The following is a 24184-nucleotide window of genomic DNA, read 5'->3' as shown; positions in this document are numbered from 1 at the left end:
AGTGAAACCGGGAGGCTAGCGCTGTTCGTCGGAGTGGTCCTCCGATGCCCCCGGCGCCGCCTCGTCGCCCGGGTCGGCGGTGACGCTCTGCGCCTGGACTCGGCGGCCGACGACGGCCGCGGCGGCGAGGGCGCTGGCGATGAAGGCGGTGGCGACGACCCAGGGCCGGTCGAGCACATGGCCCGAGGCGTGGTCGAGGGAGTAGCGGCCGGCGCCGGCGACGCCGATGGCGGCCGCCGTGAAGCCGAGGAAGGCCGGGTACTCGTACCCCCCGGCCTGGGCGAAGAATCCGGCCGGCGCGTGGACCGAGACCGCACCGGCCATGGCGCCGGCCGCGGCGGCTCCGGCGGCCGGGGTGGCCAGGCCCAGGGCCAGCAGGACACCGCCGCCCGCCTCGCCGAGGCCGGCGGCGATCGCGCTCTCGCGGGGCGGCGAGAAGCCCATGGCCTCCATCGCGTGGGTGGTGCCTTCCAGACCGCCTCCCCCGAACCACCCGAAGAGCTTCTGGCTGCCGTGCGCGGCGAGGACGGCGCCGGTGCCGACCCGGAGGACGAGAAGCCCGAGGTCGCGTCGGTTGAGCGTGGTCATGAGAGGTCTCCCGGTGCGTGCGGCACGTCGGTGTGCGGGGCGGGCCGGCGTACCGGAGGGGTCGGAGTACGCAGGCGTACGCCTTCCACTGTCGCCGCTTGAGGGGCCGGACTCTCAGCGTTACTGCTCCACATGGGTCACGTTTGTGTTCCTGGGGATCGTGAGGGCACTGGCGGGCGTGGTGCTGATCGTGTCGCCGCTCGAATCGGCCGCGGTGCTCAACGTGTTCGGCGGTGTCCGGCTGCTCGTCGTGGGCGCGGTCGAGATCGTCACCGCGCTCCAGGTGCGCTCGCGGGCGAAGGACCTGCCCCGGGGCGCCTGAACGGGAACGCCGGTCCGCGCGGGCACCCGTCGGGGGGCCTGTGGGGACCCTGACCGCCCGGCCGGGGCCCCCCCCGTGCGCTACATTTTGCCGGTCCTTGACCGCGATCATTCACGATCACTTCTCTTCGGAGCCGGCATCCCATGAGCGACATCGTCAACGGCCTCGGCCGAGCCACCGCCTACGGCGCACTCGGTGTGGTGCTGCTGATCCTCGGCATCGTCCTGGTGGACGCTCTGACGCCGGGGAAGCTCGGCCGGCAGATCTGGGAGGAGCGCAACCGCAACGCCGCTATCCTGCTCAGCTCCGCCCTGCTCGGCATCGGCGGAATCGTCTTCACGTCGATCTGGACGACCTACGACGACTTCGGCAAGGGCCTTGTGTCCACGGCGGCGTTCGGGCTGCTCGGCCTGGTGATGATGGCCGTGGCCTTCCTGGTGCTGGACCTGGTCACGCCCGGCAAGCTGGGCGCCACCCTCGTCGACCCCGAGCCGCACCCGGCGGTCTGGGTGACCGCCTCGTGCAACATCGCCGTCTCCGCGATCCTCTCCGCGTCCATCGCCTGAGCCGCCCCCTCCCTCTCTTTCCCCCTTCCCCCCTCCCTCGTTCAGCGCCTCCTCGGCTCCACCTCCAGGAACCGCCTGCGGCGCGGGCCCCGGTACAGGAGCGCCTCCCAGCCGAGCCCTTCCAGAAGGGGGACGCAGGCGCCGAGCGCGGACTCCTCCTCCTGGGCGGCGCCGCTGCCGGCCGGTCCCAGCCACTCGACGACGGCGGTGCCCGGCCGTTCGCCCGCCGTGACCCGGTAGCCCGTCGCCACCCGGACGCCGGAGGCGTCCACCGCCGAGGGAGCCGTCTTCGCCGCCTCCAGGGCGAGGGCGACCGCTCGGACCGGCTGTCGGAGCTCCCACTCCGCGGGTGTCTCGCGCGGGTCCCCACCGGGCCCGTTGGTCAGCCGCCGGATCTGCAGCAGCCCTTCGAACGCCGCCCGTACCTCCCTGGAGCGCTGCTCGGCCTCGCCTTCGGGCAGCGGCGGCCCGTCCCCCGTGGCCGCCTCGAACGTCCCGCCGGTCACACCAGCCGCCGGACCTCGCCGCGGACCCGGTAGAAGCCGCCCGACGCCGGGTGCAGCGCATCGACCACGTACCGCGCGCCGGGCTCCCTGATGGCCCGGGGGAACTGCACGTTCCAGGACGGCTCGTAGCCCTCCGACAGCACATGGACCCGGGTCCGGCCGCCTTCCTGGACGCACTTCACGATCACCGAGCCGACCGGGGCGGAGCTCACGGCGGCCACGGCGGACACCGTCGTCGCCGGCTGGTACGTCGGCAGCGCGGCCGCCAGTTTGACGTCCCTGGCGACCGGGACCGTGCCCCGCTGAGCGGCGGTGATCGCGGCCTCGCTCGCGTCGATGCAGACCAGGGAGCCGTCGGAGGTCACCAGATAGAGCCGCTCGTCCCGGTACTGCATGGAGAGCGCCGAACCCGCGCCGGTGCCCAGCTTCCACAGGCGTGTGCCGTCCTCGGCGAAGCAGTACACCGAGGAGGCGGCGTCGGCGGCGAAGACGAAGCGGCCACCGGGGGAGGTCGCGCAGGAGTACACCGTGCTGTCGCAGGCGTAGACCGCCTCGACACGGCCGTCCTTCTTGGCGAGGCGCTGGACCTTCTTGCGCGCGGTGCCCGCGTAGACGGCCGTGTCCTCCTGCCAGCCGAAGAGCACCGCTCCGTCGCTGTCGGTGTGCCAGAGTTCGCCGCCGCCGTCCGGGGCGTACGCCCTCACGCCCCGGGTGTCGCCGTGGTAAACGGCGTCGCCGTCGGCGCGGACCATCCAGGCGTGTTCACCCCGGCCACCGCGGGACCACTGGTGTTCGTCCTCGTGGTCGATGACGGTCAGCCGGCCGGACCGGTCGGCCACGTTCAGGACGCCCTCGTGGATGTCCAGCCAGAAGATGTCGACGTCGGCGGCGATGTCGTAGGCGGCGAAGGGCAGCTTCGAGGACAGGTCGTACACCCGGCCGTCGTCGCAGCCCGCGTAGATCCAGAAGTCGTCGGCGACCAGGCACTTCACCCCGTCGGGGAGGGAGAAGCGGGCCTGGACCTCACCGGTGTGGCTCAGGGTGTACACATCGCCGGCCTGGTTGCCGACCCAGCAGCGGTCGTCGTCGACATGGATGCCGAAGGCGGCGGAGCCGGTCCGGAACCGCCACAGGACCGGCGCCACCGCACGGGCCGTGGACGGCGCCGAGGTGACCGCACGGCGGGTGACGGAGCGGGCCGCCCGCTGCCCCTGGACCGCCGGGGCATACCCCTTGCGGACCTTCTCCCCTATCTTCTTCGCCGCCGCGGCGCGCGCCTTCTCCGCCGTGGCGAAGGTCGAGGTCTGCGTCTGCCCGGCCGCACCGATCCGCCCGTAACGGACCGACACCACCAGGCCGTCGACCGTCACTTCGTAGAACTTGTGCGCGCCGCCGCCGTCCTGCGACAGCTCCAGATAGGTCTTCGTCGTCATGTCGAGAACGGTAGGGCCGACCACTGACAACGCCCTCGGGCCTGTCCGACCTAGCGCTGGGCGCGGCCGCTCGTCACCGCGTAGTACTGGAGGTCCTGCCTGTCGACCGGCCGGCGCACCGGGTACCGGCTCGTGACCGTGGTGGTGGTCTCGCCATTCCGCACCACGGTCGCCGAGCTGTGCCCGGTGCGGAGCGGCAGCAGTTGCGCGTGCACACCGGACGGTGCCCGATGGCTCCCCTCCGTGCCGCCGGTCGTCGTGCGTACACTCGCCGGGGCCGTGAGGAAGCTGAGTACCTCCACCGTGTCCCGAGGGGTGGCCGTGCCCGCACGGGGCTCTATCACCTGGGGTTGCCGCATCGCCCGCGGTGTGTCGTCGACGAACTGGACCCGGGAGGTCAGATAGAGCGTGTCGCGAAGGATCCTGGGCCAGTCGCCGGTCTTGAACCGGGTCAGGTAGTAGGAGGAGAGGTCCAGGTAGGCGTAGCCGTTGTGCAGCGAGGGCGCGAAGTGCGTGCCCTCGGAGTAGTCGTTCCAGGTGGTGAGCTGGACCCAGTCGGCACCGGAGCCGATGGCGGTTTCCCAGCTCGCCCGCAGGGTCTCCGTGTTGCCGGCCTCGTCGTAGATGCCTTGGTTGGGTCTTGCGTCCTGGACGGAGACGGGCTGCATCCAGATGGTGCCGAGCTGGTGGGCGCGGCCTGCGTCGGCCTTGGCGCCGTCCTGCCGGTTGGCGCTGCGGGCACCCCACTCGGAGAGTCCGTGGCTGATCGCCGCGTACCTCTCCCGCTCCGGAGTGAAGTCGAGGAAGAGGGGGACCAGCGCGGTGCGGATGCCGTGCCGGGTCTCCAGCTCCCGCATCATCCGCTGCCACCAGGCAGGCTCCTTCTCCTCGGCCTTGAACGGGGAGACGACGAGCCGGCCGTCGGGCAGCCGGTGGGCCGAGGGGTGGCGGGCCAGTTGCGCGAGCGAATCGGCCAGGGCGGCCGGGGTGGTGGTCAGTGAGGTCATGTCGGGCATGAGCTGGATCCGGAAGCCCGGGTCCTCCTCGTGGGCGGCGCGCATCAGCAGCTCGGCGCGGTCCCGGTTGCGTCCGGAGAGGGAGAGCAGGTCGACGGTGAAGCCGTCGAGCCCGGCGTCACGTGCGGTGCGGATCTCCTGGCGCAGATGGGCCAGTTCCCAGTTCCCGCTCTCCGGCGCGGTGGGCAGCGGCCGGTCGCGCAGCAGGCCGCCGTAGGCGCTGTGCTTGCCGTTCTCGCCGCCCGGGGCGAGGTAGTTGCGCTGGTAGTAGTCCCGATCGGCGGGCTGGTTGTCCAGGGAGAGCGGGTAGGGCGTGAAGTAGTGGGCGAAGACCAGCTTGGGTGAGCGTCGCAGTTCGGCGGTGGGCGGCAGGTCGAAGGGCAGAGCGGTGCTGTACGCCTCGGGCGGCACCGTGGCCGGCTGGGCGGGAGCGGCACCGCGCAGAGCGTCGGCGGTGCCGATGCCGGCCCAGGCGCCGAGAAGCAGCACGCCCAGCGCGATTCCCGGGACCAGTCGGCGGCGCCCCGGCGCCCGGTGGGGCCGTGGGGTGCGCCGTGGCCGTCGGGACGGGTGGGACGGTGGTGCGGGGATGTCCGCCATGGGCGTCCTTCCGGCCGGTCGTGGCTGTGCCGAGGGCCTGCGCGGTCACGCAATCCGCGGTCTGCGGTCTGCGGTCTGCCGTCTGTCAGCAGTACAACCGATCGAAGCCGGTGGGACAACAACCGTCCGGAGCGTGGCGAACGGGCCGCGCGCGCCCCGGAGGTGCCGCTTCCGACGCGGTCCGTACGGGTGACCGGCGACGGAGACAGCCGCCGTGTCGTTCCACATCGTGGGTGCGGAGCCGATCTCGGCCCGGATCCGGCCCCGACACGGGCTCGACCCGGCCTCGATCTCCACCTCCGGGGGAGCGTTGTGCTTTGCGCCACAGTGGCGGCCCGGCCGCCGCTGACGCCACCTCCGCTCGGGACCTCGCGCCGTCCCGTCCGCCCATGGCCCCACGTGCGTCGACTCGTCCTCGGCGGACCTGCCGTGCGACCGGGCTGTGCCCACGCGGGCCGCGATGTCACGAGATGAACGCGCCATCACCTTCTGGAGTCCTTCGCCTGAACAGCAGCGGAGGTGCGCGTGTTTGTCGTACTGTTCCGCGTTGCGACGCTTGTTCATCGATGAGGGGATCGATGGACTGGGTGGCGAACATCGACACGTGCCTGGGGGGTACATGTGGCATGTCCGTACAACTGAGACCACGTCCGCAGGAGCAAGACCGGGTTCATCGCCGGCCTCTCCTCATCCGCGCACCAAGGCCCGCTGGTACGCGGGCTTCGCACTGTCGGTCGACATCCTCGGAGTGGCGCTTCCCGCGGCGCTGATCCTGCACGCCGAGCACCAGCCGTACGCCGACACCGGCGCAATCGTCGCCGCCCTGTCCTGGGCCGGCGTCCGGGCGCTGCGCCGTCGGTACGCGCGCCGCGCACTGGGGGAGTCGCGGGGGAGCCTGCCCGTCCTGCACGACTGGCTGATCCTGCTCGGCGTGCTCGCCGTGTTCCGTGCGGCCGCCGACCTGCACCACCCTCCCCTGCTCTGCCTCGCCGCGCTTGTGCCGGCGCCCGTACTGACGCTGATCTGCACGAAGTTGACGTGGCATCATCTGGTGACCGCCCGCCGGGAGGCCCAGGTGGTCACCCGTGTCCTGGTCCTGGGGGAACCCGCGGCGGCCGGTGACGTCGCCGAGCATCTCGCCGGGCGCACCGAGCACCCGTACGTGGTGGTCGGCGTCGTCGCGATCGGCGAGGGGCCGGTCCGTACCGGAGCGCCGGTGGCCGCCCGGCTCGGTGCCTCGATGCCGAAGGCCGCGGACGGGGACACCGCCCCCGTGCTCCGGGCCGCCCGCGAACTGGAGGCGGATGTCGTCCTGGTCGCGGCCGGGGCCCGGATGGCCGGTGAGCGGCTGCGTCGACTCTCCTGGGGACTGCACGACGCCGGGACCGAACTCGCCCTGGCGCCGGGCCTGGTGGAGTTCGCCGTGAAGCGTCTGGAGACCACCTCGGCCGCCGGCATGGCGCTGCTCCGGGTGGCGCCGCCGGTGCGCGACGGGGTGCAGCAGGTGCTCAAGTCCGTGATGGACCGTGGGGGTGCGGCGCTCGGCCTGGTCGCTCTCGCGCCGCTCTTCCTGGTGATCGGTGTGGCGGTACGACTGACCTCGCCGGGGCCGGTGTTCTACCGGCAGGTGCGGATCGGGCAGGGCCGGGTCCCGTTCGTGATGTGGAAGTTCCGCACGATGTTCCTGGACGCGGATGCGCGCAAGGCGGAGTTGTCCGAGGCCAATGAGCACGACGGGCTGATGTTCAAGATGCGGCGCGATCCGCGGGTGACCGGAGTGGGGCGCGTGCTGCGCCGTACTTCGCTCGACGAACTCCCGCAGCTGATCAATGTGTTGCGGGGTTCGATGTCCTTGGTCGGGCCGCGTCCGCCGCTCCCCGAGGAGGTGGCGCGGTACGGGGACGTGGAGCTGCGCCGGCTCTCCGTGCGGCCCGGGATGACCGGGCTGTGGCAGATCAGCGGCCGGTCGGACCTGTCGTGGGACGAGACGGTGGAGCTCGATCTGCACTATGTCGACAACTGGTCGTTCACCAGCGACGTCGACGTCATGGCCCGTACGTTCCGCGCCGTCGTCGACGGTCGCGGAGCGTACTGACGGGCCGCCCTATGACGTCAACCCTGTTCCCGCCACCAGGCGTAGGTCGAGGCGATGCCGTCCCGGAGCGGGACGGCGGGCTTCCAGCCGAGGCCGGTGAGCCGGGAGACGTCGAGAAGCTTGCGCGGGGTGCCGTCGGGCTTGCTGGTGTCCCAGGCGATCCGGCCCTGATAGGTCGTCACATTCGCGACTGTCTCGGCCAGTTCACGGATGCTGAGGTCCTCGCCGCAGCCGATGTTGACCGGTTCGTCGCCGTCGTAGCTCCGCAGCAGCACGGCGCAGGCGCCGGCCAGGTCGTCGACGTGCAGGAATTCCCTGCGCGGGGTGCCCGATCCCCAGAGGGTGATCTCCTCGCGCCCTTCCTCGCGGGCCTCGTGGAAGCGGCGGATCAGCGCGGGAAGGACGTGCGAGGACTCCAGGTCGAAGTTGTCGCCGGGGCCGTAGAGATTGGTCGGCATCGCGGAGATGTAGGCCGCGCCGTACTGCTTCCGGTACGACTGGACCTGCACGATGCCGGCGATCTTGGCGAGGGCGTAGGCCTCGTTGGTCGGTTCGAGCGGGCCGGTCAGGAGGGCGTCCTCGGAGATGGGCTGGGGGGCGAGCCGGGGGTAGATGCAGGACGAGCCGAGGAAGAGCAGGCGTCGGACGCCGGCCGCGTGCGCGCCGGCGACGACACTGAGCTGGATCTGGAGGTTCTCCTCCAGGAACTGCACGGGGTAGGTGCTGTTCGCCATGATCCCGCCGACCTTCGCGGCGGCCAGCACCACGGCGTCGGGGCGGGTCTCGGTGAGGAACGCGGCGGTCCGTGCCGCGTCGCGCAGATCGAGCTCGGCGCGGGTCCGGGTGATCACCTCGTGCCCGTCCGCGGTCAGCCGGCGGGCGATCGCGGAGCCGACGAGGCCACGGTGTCCCGCGACGAATATCCGGGCGCGCGCGGGCAGGTACGACGGTGTTCCTGCCGGGTCGAGCACCTGCCTGTCCGCCGAATCGGCTGTCGGTTCGGGCGTCGGATCCGTCGTCGCTTCAGTCATGGCCCGGATCATGCCAGGCCCTCGGGGAGCAGAACACATCAGATCCGGATTTCTTTCCCGGATCGTGTCAGAACAGCAGGTTACGGATTATCCGCGAGTGACGGACCGGCTGGGGGCCGGTCCGATGGGGAGGGGCACCACGTATGAGCAAGACCGCACTCATCACCGGCGTCACCGGGCAGGACGGCTCGTATCTGGCCGAACTGCTGATGTCCAAGGGCTACACGGTCCATGGTCTCGTCCGCCGCTCGTCCAGCTTCAACACCGAGCGGATCGACCACATCTATCAGGATCCGCAGCAGGCCGACCGGTCGTTCGTGCTGCACCACGCGGACCTCTCGGACGGGGTGGCGCTGGTGAACCTGCTCCGGGACATACGCCCCGACGAGGTCTACAACCTCGGCGCCCAGTCCCATGTCCGGGTCTCCTTCGACGCTCCGCTGTACACCGGCGATGTGACGGGCCTCGGCGCGCTGCGGCTCCTGGAGGCGATCAGGGCGAGCGGCATCGACACCCGGATCTACCAGGCGTCCTCCTCCGAGATGTTCGGCGCGACACCGCCTCCGCAGAACGAGCGGACCCCGTTCCACCCGCGCAGCCCGTACGGCGCCGCCAAGGTCTTCGCGTACTGGACCACGGTCAACTACCGTGAGGCGTACGGCATGTTCGCCGTCAACGGGGTCCTGTTCAACCACGAGTCCCCGCGCCGGGGCGAGACCTTCGTGACCCGCAAGGTGACCCGGGCGGTGGCCCGCATCAAGGCCGGGCTGCAGGACCGGCTGTACATGGGCAACCTCGACGCCGTACGTGACTGGGGGTACGCCCCCGAGTACGTCGACGCCATGTGGCGGATGCTCCAGCAGGACGAACCGACCGACTACGTCGTGGCGACCGGAGTCCCCGCGACCGTACGGCAGTTCCTGGAGACGGCCTTCGCCCACGCGGGGCTCGACTGGTCGCGGTATGTGCGCTACGACCCCAAGTACGAGCGTCCCAGCGAGGTCGACGCGCTGATCGGTGATGCGAGCAAGGCGCGCGATCTTCTTGGCTGGAAGCCTTCCGTCCAGGTGGAGGAGCTGGCGCGGATCATGGTCGAGGCCGATGTCCGGCTCGTCGAGGACCAGTTGGCGGGTGCCACCGTGCGCATCGACCGCTGACCGGCGCTTCTCCGGGCCCGGCCGCCCCGGGAGAACCGCGGGGGGCGGCCCGCCGCCGACCCGGCCCCCTGCGGAGCAGGTACCGGAATGGTCAAGTGAGCTTTTCCTACGGGCATTTCGTCGTACAGTGCGCATCCATCACATGGCAGTTGCACCACTTCACGCCACAATTTACTGGGCTATCACGCCTGGGGGGAACATGCGTAGATCCTGGGGGCTCACGGCTGCCCTCGCCCTGACCGTCGCGGCCGGAGCCGGAGGCTCTCTGGCCCCGACGGCCGCGGCCCTGACGCCGCCGGTGGCCTTCACCGCGGACGATCTGCCGACCTGGCAGACCAACGGCATCGTCTGGGCACTGGCCGAGGCGAACGACACCGTCTTCGTGGGCGGCACCTTCTCGGAGATCCGGCCGCCCGAGGGCGGCACCGGCACTCCGAGGAGCGCCGTCAACTTCACCGCGCTGAACGCGGCCACGGGTGCACCCACCGACTGCACCCTCTCCTTCACCGTCGGCAGCGGCACCGCGACCGTCCGGACGCTGGTGGTCTCGCCGGACAAGAAGACGCTGTACGCGGGGGGTTACTTCGGCGCCGTCAATGGCACGCCGGTCTCCAGCCTCGCCGCCATCGACATCGCCACCTGTGCGCCGAAGCCGGCCGTCACCCCGAGCTTCCCCGCCACCGTGCGGGCGCTCGCCGTCACCGACACCACGATCTACGCGGCCGGCGACTTCGGCACCGTCGAGGGCCAGACCCGCCAGCGGTTCGCCGCGATCACCACCGCGGGCGCCCTGCTGCCGTTCACGGCCCACGCGGACGAGCCAGGCCGGGCCATCGAGGTGACACCGGACGGACAACACGTCCTGCTCGGCGGTGACTTCTTCACGGTCAACGGGGCCGACTCGCACGCCCTGGCCGTGGTGAACGCCACGACCGGTGCCGTGACCAAGGCGTACCCCAACGGCTGGATCCCGCAGAACTCCGTCGTGAAGGACATCGAGACGGATGCCACCGGCTTCTACACCGGCAACGAGGGCACGGGCGGCGGTGTCTTCGACGGCCGCATCGCCCTGAACCTCTCCGACTTCGGGCAGCGCTGGCGCGACACCTGCCTGGGCGCGACCCAGGCGGTCCGCTCCTACCAGGGCGTCCTCTACAGCGCCTCGCACGCCCACGATTGCTCCAGCGTCGGCGAGTTCCCCGACGGGCGCCGCTACCACCTGCTCGCCCAGCCGACCACGTCCACCGGCAAGCTCGGCTGGTTCCCCGACACCAACGACGGCCTGGGCGAGGGCATCGGACCGCGCGCCTTCACCATCTCCGGCACCGGAACCACCAAGTACCTGTGGGTGGGCGGCGAGTTCACCACCACGAACGGCTCCCCCGCACAGGGTCTGACCCGTTTCGCCTCCGGCCCCGACACCGGCGCGCCGACCGTGCCCGTGGCGAGCGCCGCGGCCGTCACCCCGAACGCGGTGCAGATCCGCTGGCGTTCCAGCCTCGACCTGGACGACTCGACGCTGACCTACAAGGTCTACCGCAACGGCGGGGCGACACCGATCGCGACCGTCCAGGGCGACTCGCTGCACTGGTCGCGCCCCCAGGTCTCCGTCAAGGACACGAACGTCACCCCCGGCCAGACCTACACCTACCGGGTGACGGCCGGTGACGCGGCCGGCAACACCAGCGGCCTGTCGGCCACCTCGACCGTGACGGTGCCGACCTCGCCGGAGCCGTACGCCTCCCAGGTGATCGCCGACGGCGCCGGCCTGTACTGGCGCTTCGACGAGTCGACCACGCCGTACGCAGCGGACTCCTCGAACGGCGACAACAGCGGGCTGTACATCAACGCCCCCGCACTGCGCCAGACCCCCGGCGCCGTCAGCGGCGCGTCCACGGCCGTCGCGCTCAACGGCACCGACGAGCAGATCCACAGCGACCGCCGGCAGAACGTGACCGGCGCCTTCACCGTCGAGACCTGGTTCAGAACCACGACGATCCGTGGGGGCAAGCTGATCGGTTTCGGCAGCAACACCACCCGCAACAGCGGCAACTACGACAAGCACCTGTACATGACCAACACCGGCAACGTGGTGTTCGGCGTGTACTCCGGCTCCGCCCGCACCCTGACCTCCCCCGGCTCCTACAACAACGGTGCTTGGCACCACGCGGTGGGCACCCAGGGCCCGAACGGCATGAGGCTGTACGTCGACGGCAAGCTGGTCGGCACCAACGGCGTCACCACCAACCAGCAGTACCCGGGCTACTGGCACGTCGGTGCGGACAACCTCTCCGGCTGGCCGCTGCGCCCGACGAGCACCTTCTTCGCCGGCCAACTCGACGAGGCCGCCGTCTACCCGTCGGCTCTCACGGCGGCGCAGGTCGCCAAGCACCACAGCCTGGCCTCCGCGCCGGCCGACTCGGTCACCACGGTCACCGCGGCGGAGGACACCTACGCCAACGCGGGGGCGCCCGGTACCAATTACGGCACGTCCAGCTCGCTGGCCGTGCGCGGTACCTCGGCGTACGAGTCGTACCTGCGGTTCACGCTGCCCTCGGCGCCGGCCGGCACCGTCCTCAAGAGCGCCCGGCTCGCGGTGAAGACCACCACGATGACGGGCGCGGGCTCGGTGGACAGCCAGTCCGTCGTCCCGGTCACCGAACCCTGGACCGAGGACGGGCTGACGTACAACAACCGTCCGGCGGTCGGCGCCCCGATCGGGACGCTGACCGGCGCCACCGACGGTTCGGCGATCTACTCGGCCGCGCTGGACACTTCGGCGATCTCGGCGAAGCTCGGCAGCTCCTACAGTCTCGCGCTGACCAGCACCGGGACGGACCCGCTGTGGCTCTGGTCCTCCGAGGCGACGGCCGCGGAGGGCACTCCGCAGCTGGTGCTGACCTTCGGCGCCCCGTGATCGGTGTGCTGAATCCTTGATGACAGGGTGCGGGACCCGGCAGGCCGGGCCCCGCACCCGCCGTACCACGGGAGTCCTTCCATGCGTCGTCCCCCGCACCGGTCCCCGGCCACGGCGGTGGCCGTGCTCGCCGCGCTGCTCACCCTCTCCGCCTGCTCGTCGCAAGCCGACGGCGCCGGCACCGGGAACCGGCCGAAAACCGCGGGGCCCACGCGGTCCGCGGCCGTTCCGGACCGCCAGGCCGAGCCGCCCCCGACCGGTCCCACCCCCTCGCCTTCCAAGGGCCCCGTCGTCCCCGACTCCGAACTCAGGCCGGTCACCGGCTCGTTCACCCCGGAGCAGAAGACCTATCTCAGCGGGCGGGTGCCGCGGAACATGGACCCGGCCGCCGTGCTCCAGACCGGCCAGGAGTCCTGCCAGCGGATCGAGCGGACCGCGAAGCGGGACAGGGACGCGGCCGTCGGCGCCCTCATCGCCGGGGACGTCCCGGACGCCGAGGCCGCCGTGAACCATCTCTGCCCCGCGCAGAAGCCGCTGCTGGTGACCGCCGGGACCGGCTTCCCCGACGGGTCGGTCAAGCAGCCGAGGCCCGGCACCTACCGGGCGCTGACCAGCGACCCGGCGTGCGTCTGGCAGGCGCTGGGCAGCGACGGGAAGGTGCTCGCCGCGGGGCCCGCGACCGGCGCCCGGGGTCCGGTGAAGGCCGCCGTCCCGGCGGGGACGGCGGAGTTCGTCTCCACGGCGTGTTACGCCTGGCTGCCCGCCTGACCCCGCCGGGCGCCCTGGTACACACCGAGCAGGGTGTCGAGGACCGCCTCCATCGAGAACGCCTCCGTGGCCAGCTTGCGGGCCGCCGCGGAGGCGCTGTCGTTCGCGGCGGGGTCCAGGAGCGCGGACACGGCCGGGGCGATGCCCGCGGCGTCCGTGACCACCCGTCCCGCCCCGGCCTCCTCGATGTCGTGGGCGAGCCCGTTGGAGGTCGTGACGACGGCCGGGGTACCGACCGACAGCGCCTCCAGTACGGACATGGGGAACGGCTCGTCGACCGACGGCAGCACGTACACGTGCGCCCGGCGCAGCTCCTGAAGCATCCGCTCGGACGGCAGCGGCCCGGGCAGGCTCACCCGGTCGCCGACGCCGAGTGCGGCGACGAGCGCGTCCACGGCGGCCCGCTCGCCCTCGTCGGGTCCGGCGAGCACGAAGGACGCCTCGGGGTGGTGGCGCAGGATCTCCGGGACGGCCGCGACGAAGTCCGTGGGCCGTTTACGGGACTGCAGGCGGGCCGCGTACAGGACACGGGGCGGGCCGGCGGGCGTGGGCCTCGGCTCCTGCGCGGGGACGCCGTTGACCAGCCGTACGGCGGTCGTGAGCGGTGTACCCAGGACCGCGTCCAGATCCCTGCGCTCCCGCCCCGTCAGATGGAGCACGGCGGAGGCGCCCCGCAGGACACGGCGCACGGCGACGGCGTCCAGGAGCCGGGCGAGCGCCTTGTCGCTCGGGTCGACCATGCCGTGGGTCTGGAGCACGAGCGGCCGCCCGGCGCGCAGCGCGGCGAGCGCGAGGGGCAGGGTCACCAGGTCGCGGGCGAGGTGGACATGGACGATGTCGGCGTCCCTGACCAGGGCCCCGGCCCGGGCGAGCAGCGTGGGCGAGGTGATGCCGCTGAAGCCGAGGGGCAGGATCGAGCGTGCCTGGTAGAGGCGGGCGGGTACGCCCTCCACCTGTGTCGGCAGGAGGCCGCCGAAGCCGTCGCCGAGGGCCACCAGGCGGGCCCGGTGGCCCCGGTCGGCCAGTCCGCGGCAGAGGTTGAGCGCCACCCTGACAGGTCCGCCGAAGGCGTGGGTGGGGCTGTGCAGGGTCACCGCGTGCAGGACGCGCAGGCCGCTCACGCGGGCACCGGGACCGGTCGGCGGCCGTCGGCCGTGTGCAGGGTGAGTTCGGGCAGGTCCTTGTGGAGGGTGGTGCCGGCGGCGACGACCGCGTGGCGGCCGACGGTCACCCCGGCGAGGACGGTGGCGCGGGCCGCGATCCAGGCTCCGTCCTCGACGGTGATCGGGGCGTTGCGGTAGCGGAAGTCGGCGGCCCGGTGGTCGTGGCTGCCGGCGCACAGTAACGCCTCCTGGGAGACGCAGACATGGGCGCCGAGGGTGATGGGCTCCAGGTTGAGCAGCCAGGCTCCCTCGCCGATCCAGGTGTGGTCGCCCACGGTCAGCTTCCACGGCCACAGGATCCTGACCCGGTGCCGTACGAGCACGCCGTCGCCTATGGTCGCGCCGAAGGCCCGCAGCAGTGCGACCCGCAGCCGGGCCGGGCAGAACCAGGCCATGAAGACCGTGTTCATCACCGCGAACCAGAGGGCCTGCACGAGCTTTCCGCGGCCCTTGTCGTAGCCGGCCAGCGTGAAGGCCGGAAGATTCCGCATGAGTTCCCCCCCCATCGGCGCCTCCCCAGGCGCCGAGACGTTCAGACTAACGGTTGACGCGAGGCCACAGGGGGGCGTCGGTAGACTGCCGCGAAGTGACGTTCCGGGGGCGGGGCGCGAGGCCTCTCGGGGCCTGGACCGGGCGCCGGGACTCCAGGGATTCCAGGGGGCGGGATGACGACCGATGTACGCGGTCCGGCCACGCGGCCGCGGCCGGATCCGCGCCCGGGTCCCCCCGCTCCCCCGCCCCTGCTGCTCGCGCCGCCGGTCTCGCCGCGCACCCTGCTCTCGCGCGCCCTGTCGATCCCGCTGGTCCTCGGGTTCACGGTGTTCCTGCCGCTGCTGGTGGCGATCCAGCCGGGTGCGGGGGTGCACGACGCGGCGTACTACCTCCAGATCGCGCTGACCATGTACGCCGGGGCCCGGCTCTCGGCGATGATCCTCACCAGCCGCCGCAAGCTGCTCCAGGGGTCGTTCTGGCTCTTCGTCTACATGGCGATGGGGGTGGCGCCGCTGGCCCAGGCCGTGCTGGGGCGTGTGCCGACTCCGGTGGTGGGGCCCCGCTCCGATCTGACGACGGCGGTGGCGCTGGTCCTCGTCGGCTGCGCCGCGTTCGACCTCGGTTCGCTGCTGGCGCGGGGCCGGCCGGGCGGTTCGCGGCGGGCCGAGGAGCGCCCGGCGCTGGTCCACCGGCGCAGGCTCCATCTGCTGGTCCTGCTCGCCTTCGCGTGCAGCGGTCTGTTCGTCGTCAAACTGGGTGGGCCCGCGGTCTTCTTCTCCAGCCGCCAGGAGATCATCGCCGGGATCGAGGAGGCCGGCGTCTCGCAGGCCGACTCGCAGGCCGGGCAGGCCTTCCTGCGCGGCTTCGGCACGGTGCCCGCGCTCTTCGCGCTCCTCGTGTACTGCCGCTGGCTGGTCACCTCGCGGCGCGCCCGGCGGCGCCCTCTGGTGATCGCGGTCTTCCTGTCCCTCGTGCTGCTCAACTGCGTGGTGAACAACCCGATCTCGAACCCGCGGTACTGGTTCCTCACGGTGATGTTCTCGCTGCTGTTCACCGTCTTCCCGGTGAGCGCCGCGATGTACCGGTCGGCGCTGAGTCTGGGGGTCGTGATGGCGCTGGTCGTCTTCCCGTTCTCGGACCGCTTCCGGTACGACGAGAAGAACTACCGCCCGGTCGAGACGACGTCGGTCCTGGAGCCGCTGGCGCTCAAGGACTACGACCAGGTCGGCATGTTCGCCAACACCATCACGCTGGTGAACTCGGGCAGCCGCCATCGCTACGGCCGTCAGCTGGCCGGGTCCGTGCTCTTCGCGGTGCCCCGTTCGGTGTGGCCGGGCAAGCCGCGCGACACGGGGGTGATGGTCGGCCAGTGGATGGGGACGGTGAACACCAATCTGTCCTCGCCGGTCTGGGCCGAGCTGTGGATCGACTTCGGTGCGGTGGGCATGGCCGCGGGGATGACGGGGATGGGCTATGCCGCGGCGCGCGTGGACGGGAGGTTCGCCCGGCGGGGGACCCGCAGGGCGCCGCCGGGCAGTCTGATCTCGCTGGTGGTGCCGCTGGTGGCGGGCTACTCCTTCATCCTGCTGCGCGGCCCGCTGCTGCAGGCCTCGGGCCGTGTGGCGATCGCGCTGATCTGCGTCGCGCTGGTCACCACCTGGCGTCAGGACAAGCGCGCCGCGCTGCGCTGACGCCCGTCGTCCTGGTCGGCGGCGGGTTCGGTACGGGTGCGGGCCACGCGCGTCCAGGCCGCGACGGCCTTGAGTGCGGAACCGGCCGCGAGGCCCCAGGCCGCGCCGACGGCGCCGGCGAGGAGGTAGCCGCCGAGCATCAGGACGACCGCGAGGAGCGAGAAGACCACCTGTACGGAGAGGGTGGCGCGGGGGCTGAGGACCCGCAGGGTGACCAGGGCGCAGGTGCCCAGCGCCATCACGGCGTACTGGCTTGCGGTGGCGGGCAGCAAGCCGGCGGCGGAGTGCCAGGTGGCGCCGAGGAGTTGGCGGCCCACGCGCTCCGGGAGGGCGAAGAGCACGGCGCCCCAGGCGAGTGCCAGGAGGGCGAGGACGGCGCCGAGTGCGGCGGCGGCCCGTACGGTCGCGCGGCGGGAGCCGGACCGGCCGAGAAGCGGCGGGGCGAAGGCGTTGACCGAGGTGAGCAGGACGTTGAGCGGCCCGAAGAGGGTGGAGGCCCCGCGCAGCGCGCCGACGGCGAGGGGGCTGGCGAAGAGGCCCAGCCCGAGGACGGCGAGCTGGCTGGAGGCGCTGCCGACGGCGTACTCGACGACGAAGCGCCGGCCGAGGTGGTCCTTGCGCAGATGGCGGCGTGGCTCGCCGGGCCGGTTCTTCACGAGCGGCCGCAGGAGCGTGAGCCCGAGCAGCACGGCCGGCAGCGCGGACAGGCCCCAGACGAGGACGAGACGGGCCGGTGAGGTGTCGTACGGCTGGAGCAGGAGGGCGGGTACGACGCAGGCGAGCCGGAGTGTGTCGGCGGCCAGGGCCCGGTGCGGCTGCCGCAGTGCGGAGAAGCTGTAGCGCAGGCCGTCCTGGACCAGGACGACGGGCAGGACGGCGCCGAGGGCGAGGAAGGCGGGACCGGTGTCGCCGCCGAGGACGGCTCCCGCCGCGAGCAGCGGGAGCGCGGCGAGTGCCGAGGCGGCGGCGGTGAACGCGACGGCGGAGCGGGCGGCCCCCGCGACCCGGTCGTCCTCGCCCTTCTCCAGGACGACGGCCTGCCCGACGAAGGCCATGTTGAGGCCGAGCAGCACGGTGAAGGTCATGTACACCAGGGAGAAGGCGGCGAAGCCGTCCGCGCTGGACGCCCTCGCCGCGATCACCAGGACGGCGATGTTGGTGAGGCTGGACGCCGCCTGGTCGAGGACCGAGGCGGCGACGGTGACGGCACGTCTCACCGATCGCCCGCGCGGATGTCACCGGTGCGGAGGTCCTGGGCGCGCAGCGAGCGCAGGGCGACGGTGTCGGAGCCGTCGCCGAGGATGATCTGCTCCGGCTCCGCGACGAACTCCTCGGGGTCGGTGGGCCGCAGTGGCCGGCGGCCGCGCCCGCCGGTTCCTCGGCGGCTCGCGGGCTGCTTGGCTCCGCGGCGCCTGCCGGGGGTGTGCACGACGGCGCCCAGGACCGTTCCGCCGGCGCCCGCGATGAGTTCTCGGATGCGCTGGAGGTCGGCGCGGTGGACGCCGCGCGGGTCGCAGACGATGAGGACGCCGTCGACCCGGTCGACGAGGGCGAGGGCGTCCGCGTAGTTGAGGACCGGCGGGGCGAGGACGACGACGGTGGAGTTGGGCGAGTCGGCCTCGGCGATCAGCCGGGAGACCCGGGGTGCGGTCAGGGCGCGCGCCACGTTCCGTACCCGCTCGCCCGGCACGAGGCCGAAGGAGCCGGATTCGCCCGCGTCGACGGTGAGCCGGCGCCGGGTGGGCCAGCCGCCCTCGTCCTGCTCGGCCGGGCTGCTCCACCGGGGGGCGGCGGCCGCGTGGGCGCGCAGGCGGCCGGCGAGCGTGGGGTCCCGCAGGTCGGCCTCGATGAGCAGGACGTCCTTCCCGGTCTCGGCGAAGGAGGCGGCGAGGTGGGAGGCGACGGCGACCGCGGCGTCGTCGTCGGAGCCGCGCGGAGCGACGACGAGGAGCCTTCGGCGGTCGGCGAACCGCTGGTCGTAGGCGAGCCGGAAGGCGACGGAGCGGTACTCCTCGGCGATCCGGGCGTCCGTGTGGTCGTCCGCGAGCAGTACGTCGGTGGCCCCGCGGGGCAGGGTGCCGAGGACGGGGGCGCGCACGGCGCGGGCGACGTCACCGGCGGAGCGCGGCGCGGGGTCGAAGACGAGCCGGACCCAGGCGGCGAGCAGGCCGAGTGCCACGCCGACGAGGGCGCCGAGGCCGAGGCTCATGGGCAGCCCGGGGCCGTCGGAGTAGCCGGGGGGGCTCGCGGTGCGGATGACGGTTCCCGGTGACATGTCGAGCGACTTGAGCTGGCTGATCCGGGCGTCGAGCTCGTTGATCCGGTTGAGCAGGTTGGTCTTGACGCCGTACTCGGCGTCGCGGGCCGCCCCGTCGGGCATCCGGTCGAGTTCCTTGGTCTTCTGGTCGTGCTTCTTGGCGACCTCGTCGAGCTGCTTCTGCTGGCCCTCCAGCATGGTGGCCCGCAGGTCGCTCCACTGCTTTCTGCGCAGGTCGAGGTAGGCCTGGGTGACGGCGTTGGCCCGGTCGGCGGCGGCCTGGGGGGTGTCGGCGGTGTAGGTGAACTGGAGGACCTGGCTCTGGGGCGGGTTGGTGACCTGCAGGTCCTTCTGGAGCTTGCCGACGGTGCCCGTCCAGCCGAGCTTTTTGGCGGCCTCCGCGGCGACGCTGCTGCTGAGCGCGGTCTGCCGTTCGGAGCCCATGTTGAGGGTCTTGTCCTGCGACACGCTCGGGTTGAAGGGGTCGTTGACGGGGGCGCGGAGCACGACCTGGCTGGTGGCGACGTAGGTGTCGGCGTTGGACACCCCGAACCAGACGCCGCCGAGGAGGCCGATCCCGATTCCGGCGCCGATGATCGAGCGGTAGCGCAGGAGTTGGCGGAACTGGTCGCGCAGCAGCTCCGGTTCGTCGTCCTCCACCGCGTTGACATGCGTGTGCGTCACGTGCCCGGACCCCCCAGAGCCTCGTCGATCAGTGCGTCGATCCGGGCGAGTCCGGCCGCCCGGGTCAGATGGGCCTCGACGTGGCGGGGCCCCTGGGCGCCGAGCGCGTCGGCGGCCGCCGGATCGTCGCCGAGTCTACGGACCTCGGCGAGCAGGGCTTCGGGGTTCTCCGGCGGAACGAGGACGCCGGCCCCCGAGCGCTCCACTTCGAGGGCCGTGCCGCCCTGGGCGGCGACGGAGGCGACGACGGGCCGTCCGGCCGCGAAGTACGAGGTCAGTTTGGACGGCACGCTCATGTCGAGGACCGAGGCGCGCTGGGTGACGGCGAGGACGTCGGCCGCGGCGAGCACGTCGGGGAACTCCTCGTCGCCGACGGGCTTCATGAAGTCCAGGTTGTCGATCCCCGCGCCGAGCTCTTCGAGGTGGGCGCGCTGGTTGCCGTCGCCGAGGAGCACGATGCGGATCTTCGGGTCGCGGCGGGCCGCCTCGACGAGCACGTCGAGGCCCTGCTTGAGGCCCATGTTGCCGGAGTGCAGGACGACGGTCTCGCCCTCGCCCCAGCCGAGCCGAGCCCGGGTCTCGGCCCGGGGTGCCGAAGGGCTCGGCACGTGTGACCAGTTGGGTACGAGACGTATCCGGGCGGGGTCGACGCCCAGGGCGGCGACCTTGTCGACGAAGGTCTCGTGGATGACGCCGACGAGCGTGGCACGGCCCAAGGCGTAGGACTCGGCCCGTGCGGCGAGTGCCGCGGCCCGGTCGCCGCCGCGGATGCCGCTCTGCGCGGCCGCCGCGCCCATCAGGTCCTGGACGACGGGCACGTACGGGACGCGCCAACGGGCCGCGAGCCGGGCGCCGATGATGCCGCCGGCGAGGCTGGGCATCTGGGCGAGGACGGCGTGGGGCCGGGCCATGGCGGGCGGGGCGAGCAGCCCGTGGGCGAGTACGCTCGCCTCGAACGCGGCGCGTCTCAGGGCGGTTTGGCGGGGTGGGACGGTGTGGCGCCTGCGGTGCACCACGACTCCTGCGCGCTCCTCGGTACGGCGCCAGACTCCCGCGTATGCGGGGTCGAGGGACCAGGACGGGTAGTGCGGCATGCCGGCGAGAACATGGGTCTCGTGACCGCGACGCGCCCAGTGTTCGGCGATCTGGGTGGCGTACGGGCCGATTCCGGCGTGCTCCGGCGCGTAGTTGGTGGACACCATCAACAGGCGCCGCCGTATGACCGGCGTACCGTCGCCGCTTCCCCCGTCCGCCGCCACTTCCCCCACGCGAGCGCCCCTCTCCCCCGGACGTGAACCCGTCTTCACCCTAGTCGTTCACCCACTCCGAACGGAATGTGCACGCTATCGTCGGAACTCCTTCGCGCTGGGGAGCGCGAAAGCACCTGGGGGGTTTCACACATGACCGCAGGAAGGCCGTACCGTGTCGGCTATGCGCCGGGGGCCTACGACCTCTTTCACATAGGACACCTCAACATCCTTCGCCACGCCCGCAACCAGTGCGACTACCTGGTGGCGGGCGTGGTCTCGGACGAGATGGCCGAGCTCGCCAAGGGCCGCCGCCCGGTGATTCCGCTGGTCGAGCGCCTGGAGATCGTGCGCAACGTGAAGTACGTCGACGCGGCGTTCGTGGAGACGGTTCCGGACAAGCTGGAGACCTGGCAGCAGGTCCGGTTCGACGTGCTGTTCAAGGGGGACGACTGGCGGGGCACGCCCAAGGGCGACAGGCTGGAGCGGGACTTCGCGGGCGTGGGGGTGGACATCGTCTACTTCCCGTACACGGTGCACACGTCCAGCACGCAGCTCCGGCGCGTGCTGGACATCCTGACGCAGGACGCCGAGCCGACGGCCGGCGTGGCCGGGGTCAGCGACGGACTTCGCTGAGTTCGCGGAACCACTTGGCGAGGAACGCGACGAGGAACAGGACGGCTGCGGCGCCGAGCACCGTGTACGCCCAGCGGAAGACCGTTCCGCCGCCGAACAGCAGGAAGACCACGCAGAAGACGCCGTGATCGACCGGGAGCAGGGCCACCGCGCGCAGGGTGGAGGGCGTGGGGGCCTGCGCTCCGGGGGTCGGCCGGGGCTTGAGCTTCTCGGTCAGCAGTCCGCCGAAAAAGGTGACGACGGCGGCGAGTTGGAAGCCGAGGGGGACAAGCAGCCAGGCGTGGTCGGTGGTGCCGAAGTGTGCGGGGTGCCGGTAGAAGGCGATCAGCACGGCGAGGTGCAGGGCGGTGATCTTCGCGCAGTCCACGACATGGTCGAGCCACTCCCCCGCCGGGCTGCCGCCGCCCCGCAGCCGGGCGAGCTGCCCGTCGGCGGAGTCGAAGGCGAAGCCGACGGCGAGGCCCAGCCAGATCAGCAGACCGAGCGTCCAGGAGGGTGCGCCGAGGGCCGTTCCACCGACGGCGGTGAAGCTGAAGGCGACGCTGATGAACGTGACTTGATTGGGAGTCAGACGGACTGCGTACGCGCCGGCGGCGAGGTACCGGCCCACCGGGCGGTTGACGAAGCGCGAGTAGAGCGAGACCCCCTTCGCGGACTTCTGTGCGGATCTCAGCTCGTTCAGCGCGGTCCCGATCGTTCCCACGAACCCCCCCGGGTCATGATGCGTACGCCGTGCGGTCGTACGCCCGTACGTGACGCCGGACATCATCGCAGCACCCGGGGCCCTGCGGGGGGGTTGTCGCCCACCGGGCCCGGCGCCGCGCGGGCGCCGGGGCGGCAGGTCTTTCCGTGGCGGCTCCCCCTCATTTCGGTCGACGCGTGCTCCGGCCGGGGAGGTCCGAGAGCCCCTAGCTCGCCTTCGCCGGGGCGGGGGCCTCGCGGTTCTCCTTGACGGTGATCCGGCCCTTGCGGATGGTCGCCACACGCGGGGCGCGCCGGGCGATGGCGCTGTCGTGGGTGACCATGACGAAAGTCAGCCCGTGTTCCTTCCAGAGCCCTTCGAGCAGTTCCACGATCTCGTCGCGCATCGACTCGTCGAGGTTGCCGGTCGGTTCGTCGGCGAGCAGCACCTTCGGTCGTTTCACCAGGGCCCGAGCGATGGCGACGCGCTGCTGCTGACCGCCGGAGAGTTCGGACGGGAGATGCCCGAGCCGCTCGCCGAGGCCGACCGACTCCAGCGCCTCGGCCGCCCGGCGGCGCCGCTCGGCCGCCTTGACGACGAGGGGGACGAGCGCCGTCTCCACGTTCTCCTGGGCGGTGAGGGTCGGGATCAGGTTGAAGCTCTGGAAGACGAAGCCGATGTTCTGGCTGCGTACGGTCGTCAGCCTGCTCTCCGACAGTTTCGCCAGGTCGATGCCGTCGAGAATGACGCTGCCCCGGGTGGGCCGGTCGAGTCCGCCGAGCATCTGCAGCAAGGTGGACTTGCCGCCGCCGGTGGGTCCTTGGATGACGAGCCGGTCGCCCTCGCTGATCGTGAGGTCGATGCCGGCGAGCGCGTCGATTCTCTCCTGGCCCCTGCGGTACTGCTTGGTGACGCCGGTGAGTTCGTACATGGGTGCAACTCCTGCGGTACGTAGAGAGGGTTCGGGCTACTCGACGCGGCGCAGCGCGTCCGCCGGGCGCAGCCGCGCTGCGCGCCAGGCGCCGAAGCCGCCCGCGACGAGCCCACCGCCGAGGGCGAGGAGCACCGCGAGGCCGACGGTGGTGAGGCTCACGGGGGCGGTCAGGGCGATGTCGAGGGTGCTGCCGCCCGCGCCGCCGGGGCCGCTCGTGGTCGACATCGGGCCGCCGAAGACCCGGCCCCCGCCTCCGCCGCCGATCCCTCGCGTCAGTGCGCCGGAGCCGAGTTCAGCGGTGAGCGTCGGGCTGATGGCGGTGACGAGGTAGGCGCCGGCCAGTCCTACGGCGATACCGAGCGTGCCGCCGATCAGGCCGTTGACGAGTGCTTCGCCCATGACCTGCCGGGTCACCCGGCCGCTCTTCCAGCCGAGCGCCTTGAGGGTGCCGAACTCCCGCACCCGGCGGCTGACCGCGGAGGAGGTGAGGAGCCCGGCGACCAGGACCGCGGCGACGAGAACGGCGTACGACAGCCACTTGCCCACGCTGGTGGCGAGATCGGCGGCCGTGTCGAGCGAGCCGGAGACGGTCTCGGCGAGATCGGCGGAGGTGGTGACGGTGGTGCCGGCGACGTTCTTCCGGATCGCGCTCTTGACGGCCTCGATCCGCGTCGAGTCGGTCGCCTGGACGTAGACGGTGGTGATCTTGTCCTTGGAGTCGGACAGGGTCTGCGCCTGCTGGAGCGGGAGGTAGACCTGGGCGGCGGCCTGACCGCTGTCGGCGGTGGCGATTCCGATGATCTCGAACGCCACACCCTTGACGGTGAGGGTCTTGCCGACGTCGAGGCCCTCCTGCTGGGCATAGGCGCTGTCGACGACCACGACCTCGGCGTCGGTCTCGGAGGTCGTGAAGGTCCGGCCCTTGGTGACGGTGGAGGTGGTGAGGGGGCCGAGGTCGGGGGCGGTGACGTCGGTGCCGTAGAGGGTGAAGGAGTTGACGTCGAAGGCGGCGCCACCGCCTTCGACGGTTCCCCCGCCGCCTGAGCCGCCGGACCCGCCCGACCCGCCCGACCCGCCGGACCCGCCGTCCGGGCCGCCTGGCTGGGCCGGGCGCACCTGCTTGAACTCACCCCGCTCGAACTCTCCGTCGATCTTCAGGTTGGTGAGGCTGAGACCTCCGACGGCCTGCGCGACGCCGTCCTGCTTCGCGACGGTGGCGACGGTGGAGGCCGGGAGAGTCTGGAACCCCTGGACCATCAGCCGGTCGCTGCTCTGCTCCTCACCGTCCTCCTTGGCGTCGAACTGGAACCTCGGCCGCTGCGCCTGCTCGCCCGCCTTGGGTTCCTCACGTGCCTTGGTGACCGTCAGGTCGGTGCCTAGCCCGTAGAGGGATTCCAGG

At 72.0% G+C, this 24184-nt stretch carries 21 protein-coding genes; 8 read left to right on the top strand and 13 right to left on the bottom strand.

The features are described from left to right. Positions 1-15: 15 nt before the first annotated feature. Positions 16-588, bottom strand: a complete 573-nt coding sequence (locus J7E93_RS32610) for a DoxX family membrane protein (protein ID WP_215073643.1) — start codon at positions 586-588, stop codon at positions 16-18. Between the two features lie 160 nt (positions 589-748). Here J7E93_RS32610 and J7E93_RS32605 point away from each other — a divergent pair, with 160 nt between their 5' ends. Together J7E93_RS32605 and J7E93_RS32600 are read left to right on the top strand one after the other, a co-directional pair. Further along, positions 749-910, top strand: a complete 162-nt coding sequence (locus J7E93_RS32605; RefSeq protein ID WP_215073642.1) for a DUF308 domain-containing protein — start codon at positions 749-751, stop codon at positions 908-910. Between the two features lie 143 nt (positions 911-1053). Further along, on the top strand, positions 1054-1476 hold the full coding sequence (locus J7E93_RS32600; RefSeq protein ID WP_215073641.1) for a DUF350 domain-containing protein: 423 nt from the start codon (positions 1054-1056) through the stop codon (positions 1474-1476). 41 nt (positions 1477-1517) lie between these two features. Here the strand turns inward: J7E93_RS32600 and J7E93_RS32595 are convergent, their stop codons facing one another. Genes J7E93_RS32595 through J7E93_RS32585 form a run of 3 tightly spaced genes read right to left on the bottom strand, consistent with a single transcriptional unit; the run spans position 1518 to position 5031 of the window. Continuing rightward, a complete protein-coding gene (locus J7E93_RS32595) occupies positions 1518-1982 on the bottom strand; it encodes a hypothetical protein (protein ID WP_215073640.1) in 465 nt (154 codons plus the stop codon). Next, complete coding sequence (locus tag J7E93_RS32590; RefSeq protein ID WP_215073639.1) at positions 1979-3415, bottom strand: WGR domain-containing protein; 1437 nt, start codon at positions 3413-3415, stop codon at positions 1979-1981. The genes J7E93_RS32595 and J7E93_RS32590 overlap by 4 nt, the downstream gene beginning before the upstream one ends. 50 nt (positions 3416-3465) lie before the next feature. After that, positions 3466-5031, bottom strand: a complete 1566-nt coding sequence (locus J7E93_RS32585; RefSeq protein ID WP_215073638.1) for a glycoside hydrolase family 71 protein — start codon at positions 5029-5031, stop codon at positions 3466-3468. Positions 5032-5779: 748 nt separating this feature from the next. Here J7E93_RS32585 and J7E93_RS32580 point away from each other — a divergent pair. Beyond that, positions 5780-7126 carry a sugar transferase gene (locus J7E93_RS32580; RefSeq protein ID WP_308368859.1) on the top strand — a complete coding sequence of 449 codons (1347 nt, stop codon included), beginning with the start codon at positions 5780-5782 and terminating at the stop codon, positions 7124-7126. Between the two features lie 17 nt (positions 7127-7143). Here J7E93_RS32580 and J7E93_RS32575 read toward each other — a convergent pair whose 3' ends face one another. Continuing rightward, positions 7144-8157 carry a GDP-L-fucose synthase gene (locus J7E93_RS32575; protein ID WP_215073637.1) on the bottom strand — a complete coding sequence of 338 codons (1014 nt, stop codon included), beginning with the start codon at positions 8155-8157 and terminating at the stop codon, positions 7144-7146. Positions 8158-8300: 143 nt separating this feature from the next. On the opposite strand from J7E93_RS32575, the gene gmd reads away from it, so the two are divergent. From gmd to J7E93_RS32560, 3 genes are all read left to right on the top strand, one after another. Beyond that, the gene (gene gmd / locus J7E93_RS32570; protein WP_215073636.1) at positions 8301-9314 is read left to right on the top strand and encodes a GDP-mannose 4,6-dehydratase; all 1014 of its coding nucleotides are present in this window, start codon (positions 8301-8303) and stop codon (positions 9312-9314) included. A gap of 199 nt (positions 9315-9513) precedes the next feature. After that, on the top strand, positions 9514-12231 hold the full coding sequence (locus J7E93_RS32565; protein ID WP_215073635.1) for a LamG-like jellyroll fold domain-containing protein: 2718 nt from the start codon (positions 9514-9516) through the stop codon (positions 12229-12231). A gap of 81 nt (positions 12232-12312) precedes the next feature. Continuing rightward, a complete protein-coding gene (locus J7E93_RS32560; RefSeq protein WP_215073634.1) occupies positions 12313-12999 on the top strand; it encodes a hypothetical protein in 687 nt (228 codons plus the stop codon). Here the strand turns inward: J7E93_RS32560 and J7E93_RS32555 are convergent. After that, entirely contained in the window at positions 12978-14111 is a 1134-nt protein-coding gene (locus tag J7E93_RS32555) for a glycosyltransferase (protein WP_215073645.1), read from the bottom strand. The genes J7E93_RS32560 and J7E93_RS32555 overlap by 22 nt on opposite strands. A 5-nt stretch (positions 14112-14116) precedes the next feature. Further along, entirely contained in the window at positions 14117-14653 is a 537-nt protein-coding gene (locus tag J7E93_RS32550; RefSeq protein WP_251067409.1) for a WcaF family extracellular polysaccharide biosynthesis acetyltransferase, read from the bottom strand. Positions 14654-14827: 174 nt separating this feature from the next. Between J7E93_RS32550 and J7E93_RS32545 the strand changes: the two genes are divergently transcribed. Beyond that, on the top strand, positions 14828-16345 hold the full coding sequence (locus J7E93_RS32545; protein WP_215073632.1) for a hypothetical protein: 1518 nt from the start codon (positions 14828-14830) through the stop codon (positions 16343-16345). On the opposite strand, the gene J7E93_RS32540 is transcribed toward J7E93_RS32545, so the two are convergent. The 3 genes from J7E93_RS32540 to J7E93_RS32530 are packed head-to-tail and all read right to left on the bottom strand — an operon-like array spanning position 16318 to position 20488. Then, positions 16318-17562 carry a hypothetical protein gene (locus tag J7E93_RS32540; RefSeq protein WP_215073631.1) on the bottom strand — a complete coding sequence of 415 codons (1245 nt, stop codon included), beginning with the start codon at positions 17560-17562 and terminating at the stop codon, positions 16318-16320. The two genes, J7E93_RS32545 and J7E93_RS32540, sit on opposite strands and share 28 nt — an antisense overlap. After that, the gene (locus J7E93_RS32535) at positions 17559-19286 is read right to left on the bottom strand and encodes a polysaccharide biosynthesis tyrosine autokinase (protein ID WP_215073630.1); all 1728 of its coding nucleotides are present in this window, start codon (positions 19284-19286) and stop codon (positions 17559-17561) included. The genes J7E93_RS32540 and J7E93_RS32535 overlap by 4 nt, the downstream gene beginning before the upstream one ends. Further along, positions 19283-20488, bottom strand: a complete 1206-nt coding sequence (locus J7E93_RS32530) for a glycosyltransferase family 4 protein (protein WP_215073644.1) — start codon at positions 20486-20488, stop codon at positions 19283-19285. The genes J7E93_RS32535 and J7E93_RS32530 overlap by 4 nt, the downstream gene beginning before the upstream one ends. A 198-nt stretch (positions 20489-20686) precedes the next feature. Here J7E93_RS32530 and J7E93_RS32525 point away from each other — a divergent pair, with 198 nt between their 5' ends. After that, positions 20687-21169, top strand: a complete 483-nt coding sequence (locus J7E93_RS32525) for an adenylyltransferase/cytidyltransferase family protein (protein ID WP_215073629.1) — start codon at positions 20687-20689, stop codon at positions 21167-21169. Here the strand turns inward: J7E93_RS32525 and J7E93_RS32520 are convergent. From J7E93_RS32520 to J7E93_RS32510, 3 genes are all read right to left on the bottom strand, one after another. Further along, positions 21150-21872: a CDP-alcohol phosphatidyltransferase family protein gene (locus tag J7E93_RS32520; protein WP_215073628.1), complete on the bottom strand. Its 723-nt coding sequence runs from the start codon at positions 21870-21872 to the stop codon at positions 21150-21152. The two genes, J7E93_RS32525 and J7E93_RS32520, sit on opposite strands and share 20 nt — an antisense overlap. Before the next feature lie 205 nt (positions 21873-22077). Beyond that, positions 22078-22782: an ABC transporter ATP-binding protein gene (locus tag J7E93_RS32515; protein ID WP_215073627.1), complete on the bottom strand. Its 705-nt coding sequence runs from the start codon at positions 22780-22782 to the stop codon at positions 22078-22080. A gap of 36 nt (positions 22783-22818) precedes the next feature. After that, positions 22819-24184 (bottom strand): ABC transporter permease (locus J7E93_RS32510; RefSeq protein ID WP_215073626.1); only part of this gene is annotated, 1366 nt, incomplete at its 5' end.

Source organism: Streptomyces sp. ISL-36 (genome assembly GCF_018614205.1).
Classification (GTDB): domain Bacteria; phylum Actinomycetota; class Actinomycetes; order Streptomycetales; family Streptomycetaceae; genus Streptomyces.
The sequence above is the reverse complement of the archived record's forward strand: the minus strand, read 5'-3'. Positions and strand labels throughout refer to the sequence as shown.

Bases quoted from the DNA above. Each gene is read 5' to 3' on its own strand.
- J7E93_RS32550 (WP_251067409.1), bottom strand. From the start codon at position 14,653: ATGCGGAATCTTCCGGCCTTCACGCTGGCCGGCTACGACAAGGGCCGC.
- J7E93_RS32560 (WP_215073634.1), top strand. From the start codon at position 12,313: ATGCGTCGTCCCCCGCACCGGTCCCCGGCCACGGCGGTGGCCGTGCTC.
- J7E93_RS32530 (WP_215073644.1), bottom strand. From the start codon at position 20,488: ATGGTGTCCACCAACTACGCGCCGGAGCACGCCGGAATCGGCCCGTAC.
- J7E93_RS32525 (WP_215073629.1), top strand. From the start codon at position 20,687: ATGACCGCAGGAAGGCCGTACCGTGTCGGCTATGCGCCGGGGGCCTAC.
- J7E93_RS32575 (WP_215073637.1), bottom strand. From the start codon at position 8,157: ATGACTGAAGCGACGACGGATCCGACGCCCGAACCGACAGCCGATTCG.
- J7E93_RS32545 (WP_215073632.1), top strand. From the start codon at position 14,828: ATGACGACCGATGTACGCGGTCCGGCCACGCGGCCGCGGCCGGATCCG.
- J7E93_RS32565 (WP_215073635.1), top strand. From the start codon at position 9,514: ATGCGTAGATCCTGGGGGCTCACGGCTGCCCTCGCCCTGACCGTCGCG.
- J7E93_RS32610 (WP_215073643.1), bottom strand. From the start codon at position 588: ATGACCACGCTCAACCGACGCGACCTCGGGCTTCTCGTCCTCCGGGTC.
- J7E93_RS32600 (WP_215073641.1), top strand. From the start codon at position 1,054: ATGAGCGACATCGTCAACGGCCTCGGCCGAGCCACCGCCTACGGCGCA.
- J7E93_RS32515 (WP_215073627.1), bottom strand. From the start codon at position 22,782: ATGTACGAACTCACCGGCGTCACCAAGCAGTACCGCAGGGGCCAGGAG.
- J7E93_RS32585 (WP_215073638.1), bottom strand. From the start codon at position 5,031: ATGGCGGACATCCCCGCACCACCGTCCCACCCGTCCCGACGGCCACGG.
- gmd (WP_215073636.1), top strand. From the start codon at position 8,301: ATGAGCAAGACCGCACTCATCACCGGCGTCACCGGGCAGGACGGCTCG.
- J7E93_RS32590 (WP_215073639.1), bottom strand. From the start codon at position 3,415: ATGACGACGAAGACCTATCTGGAGCTGTCGCAGGACGGCGGCGGCGCG.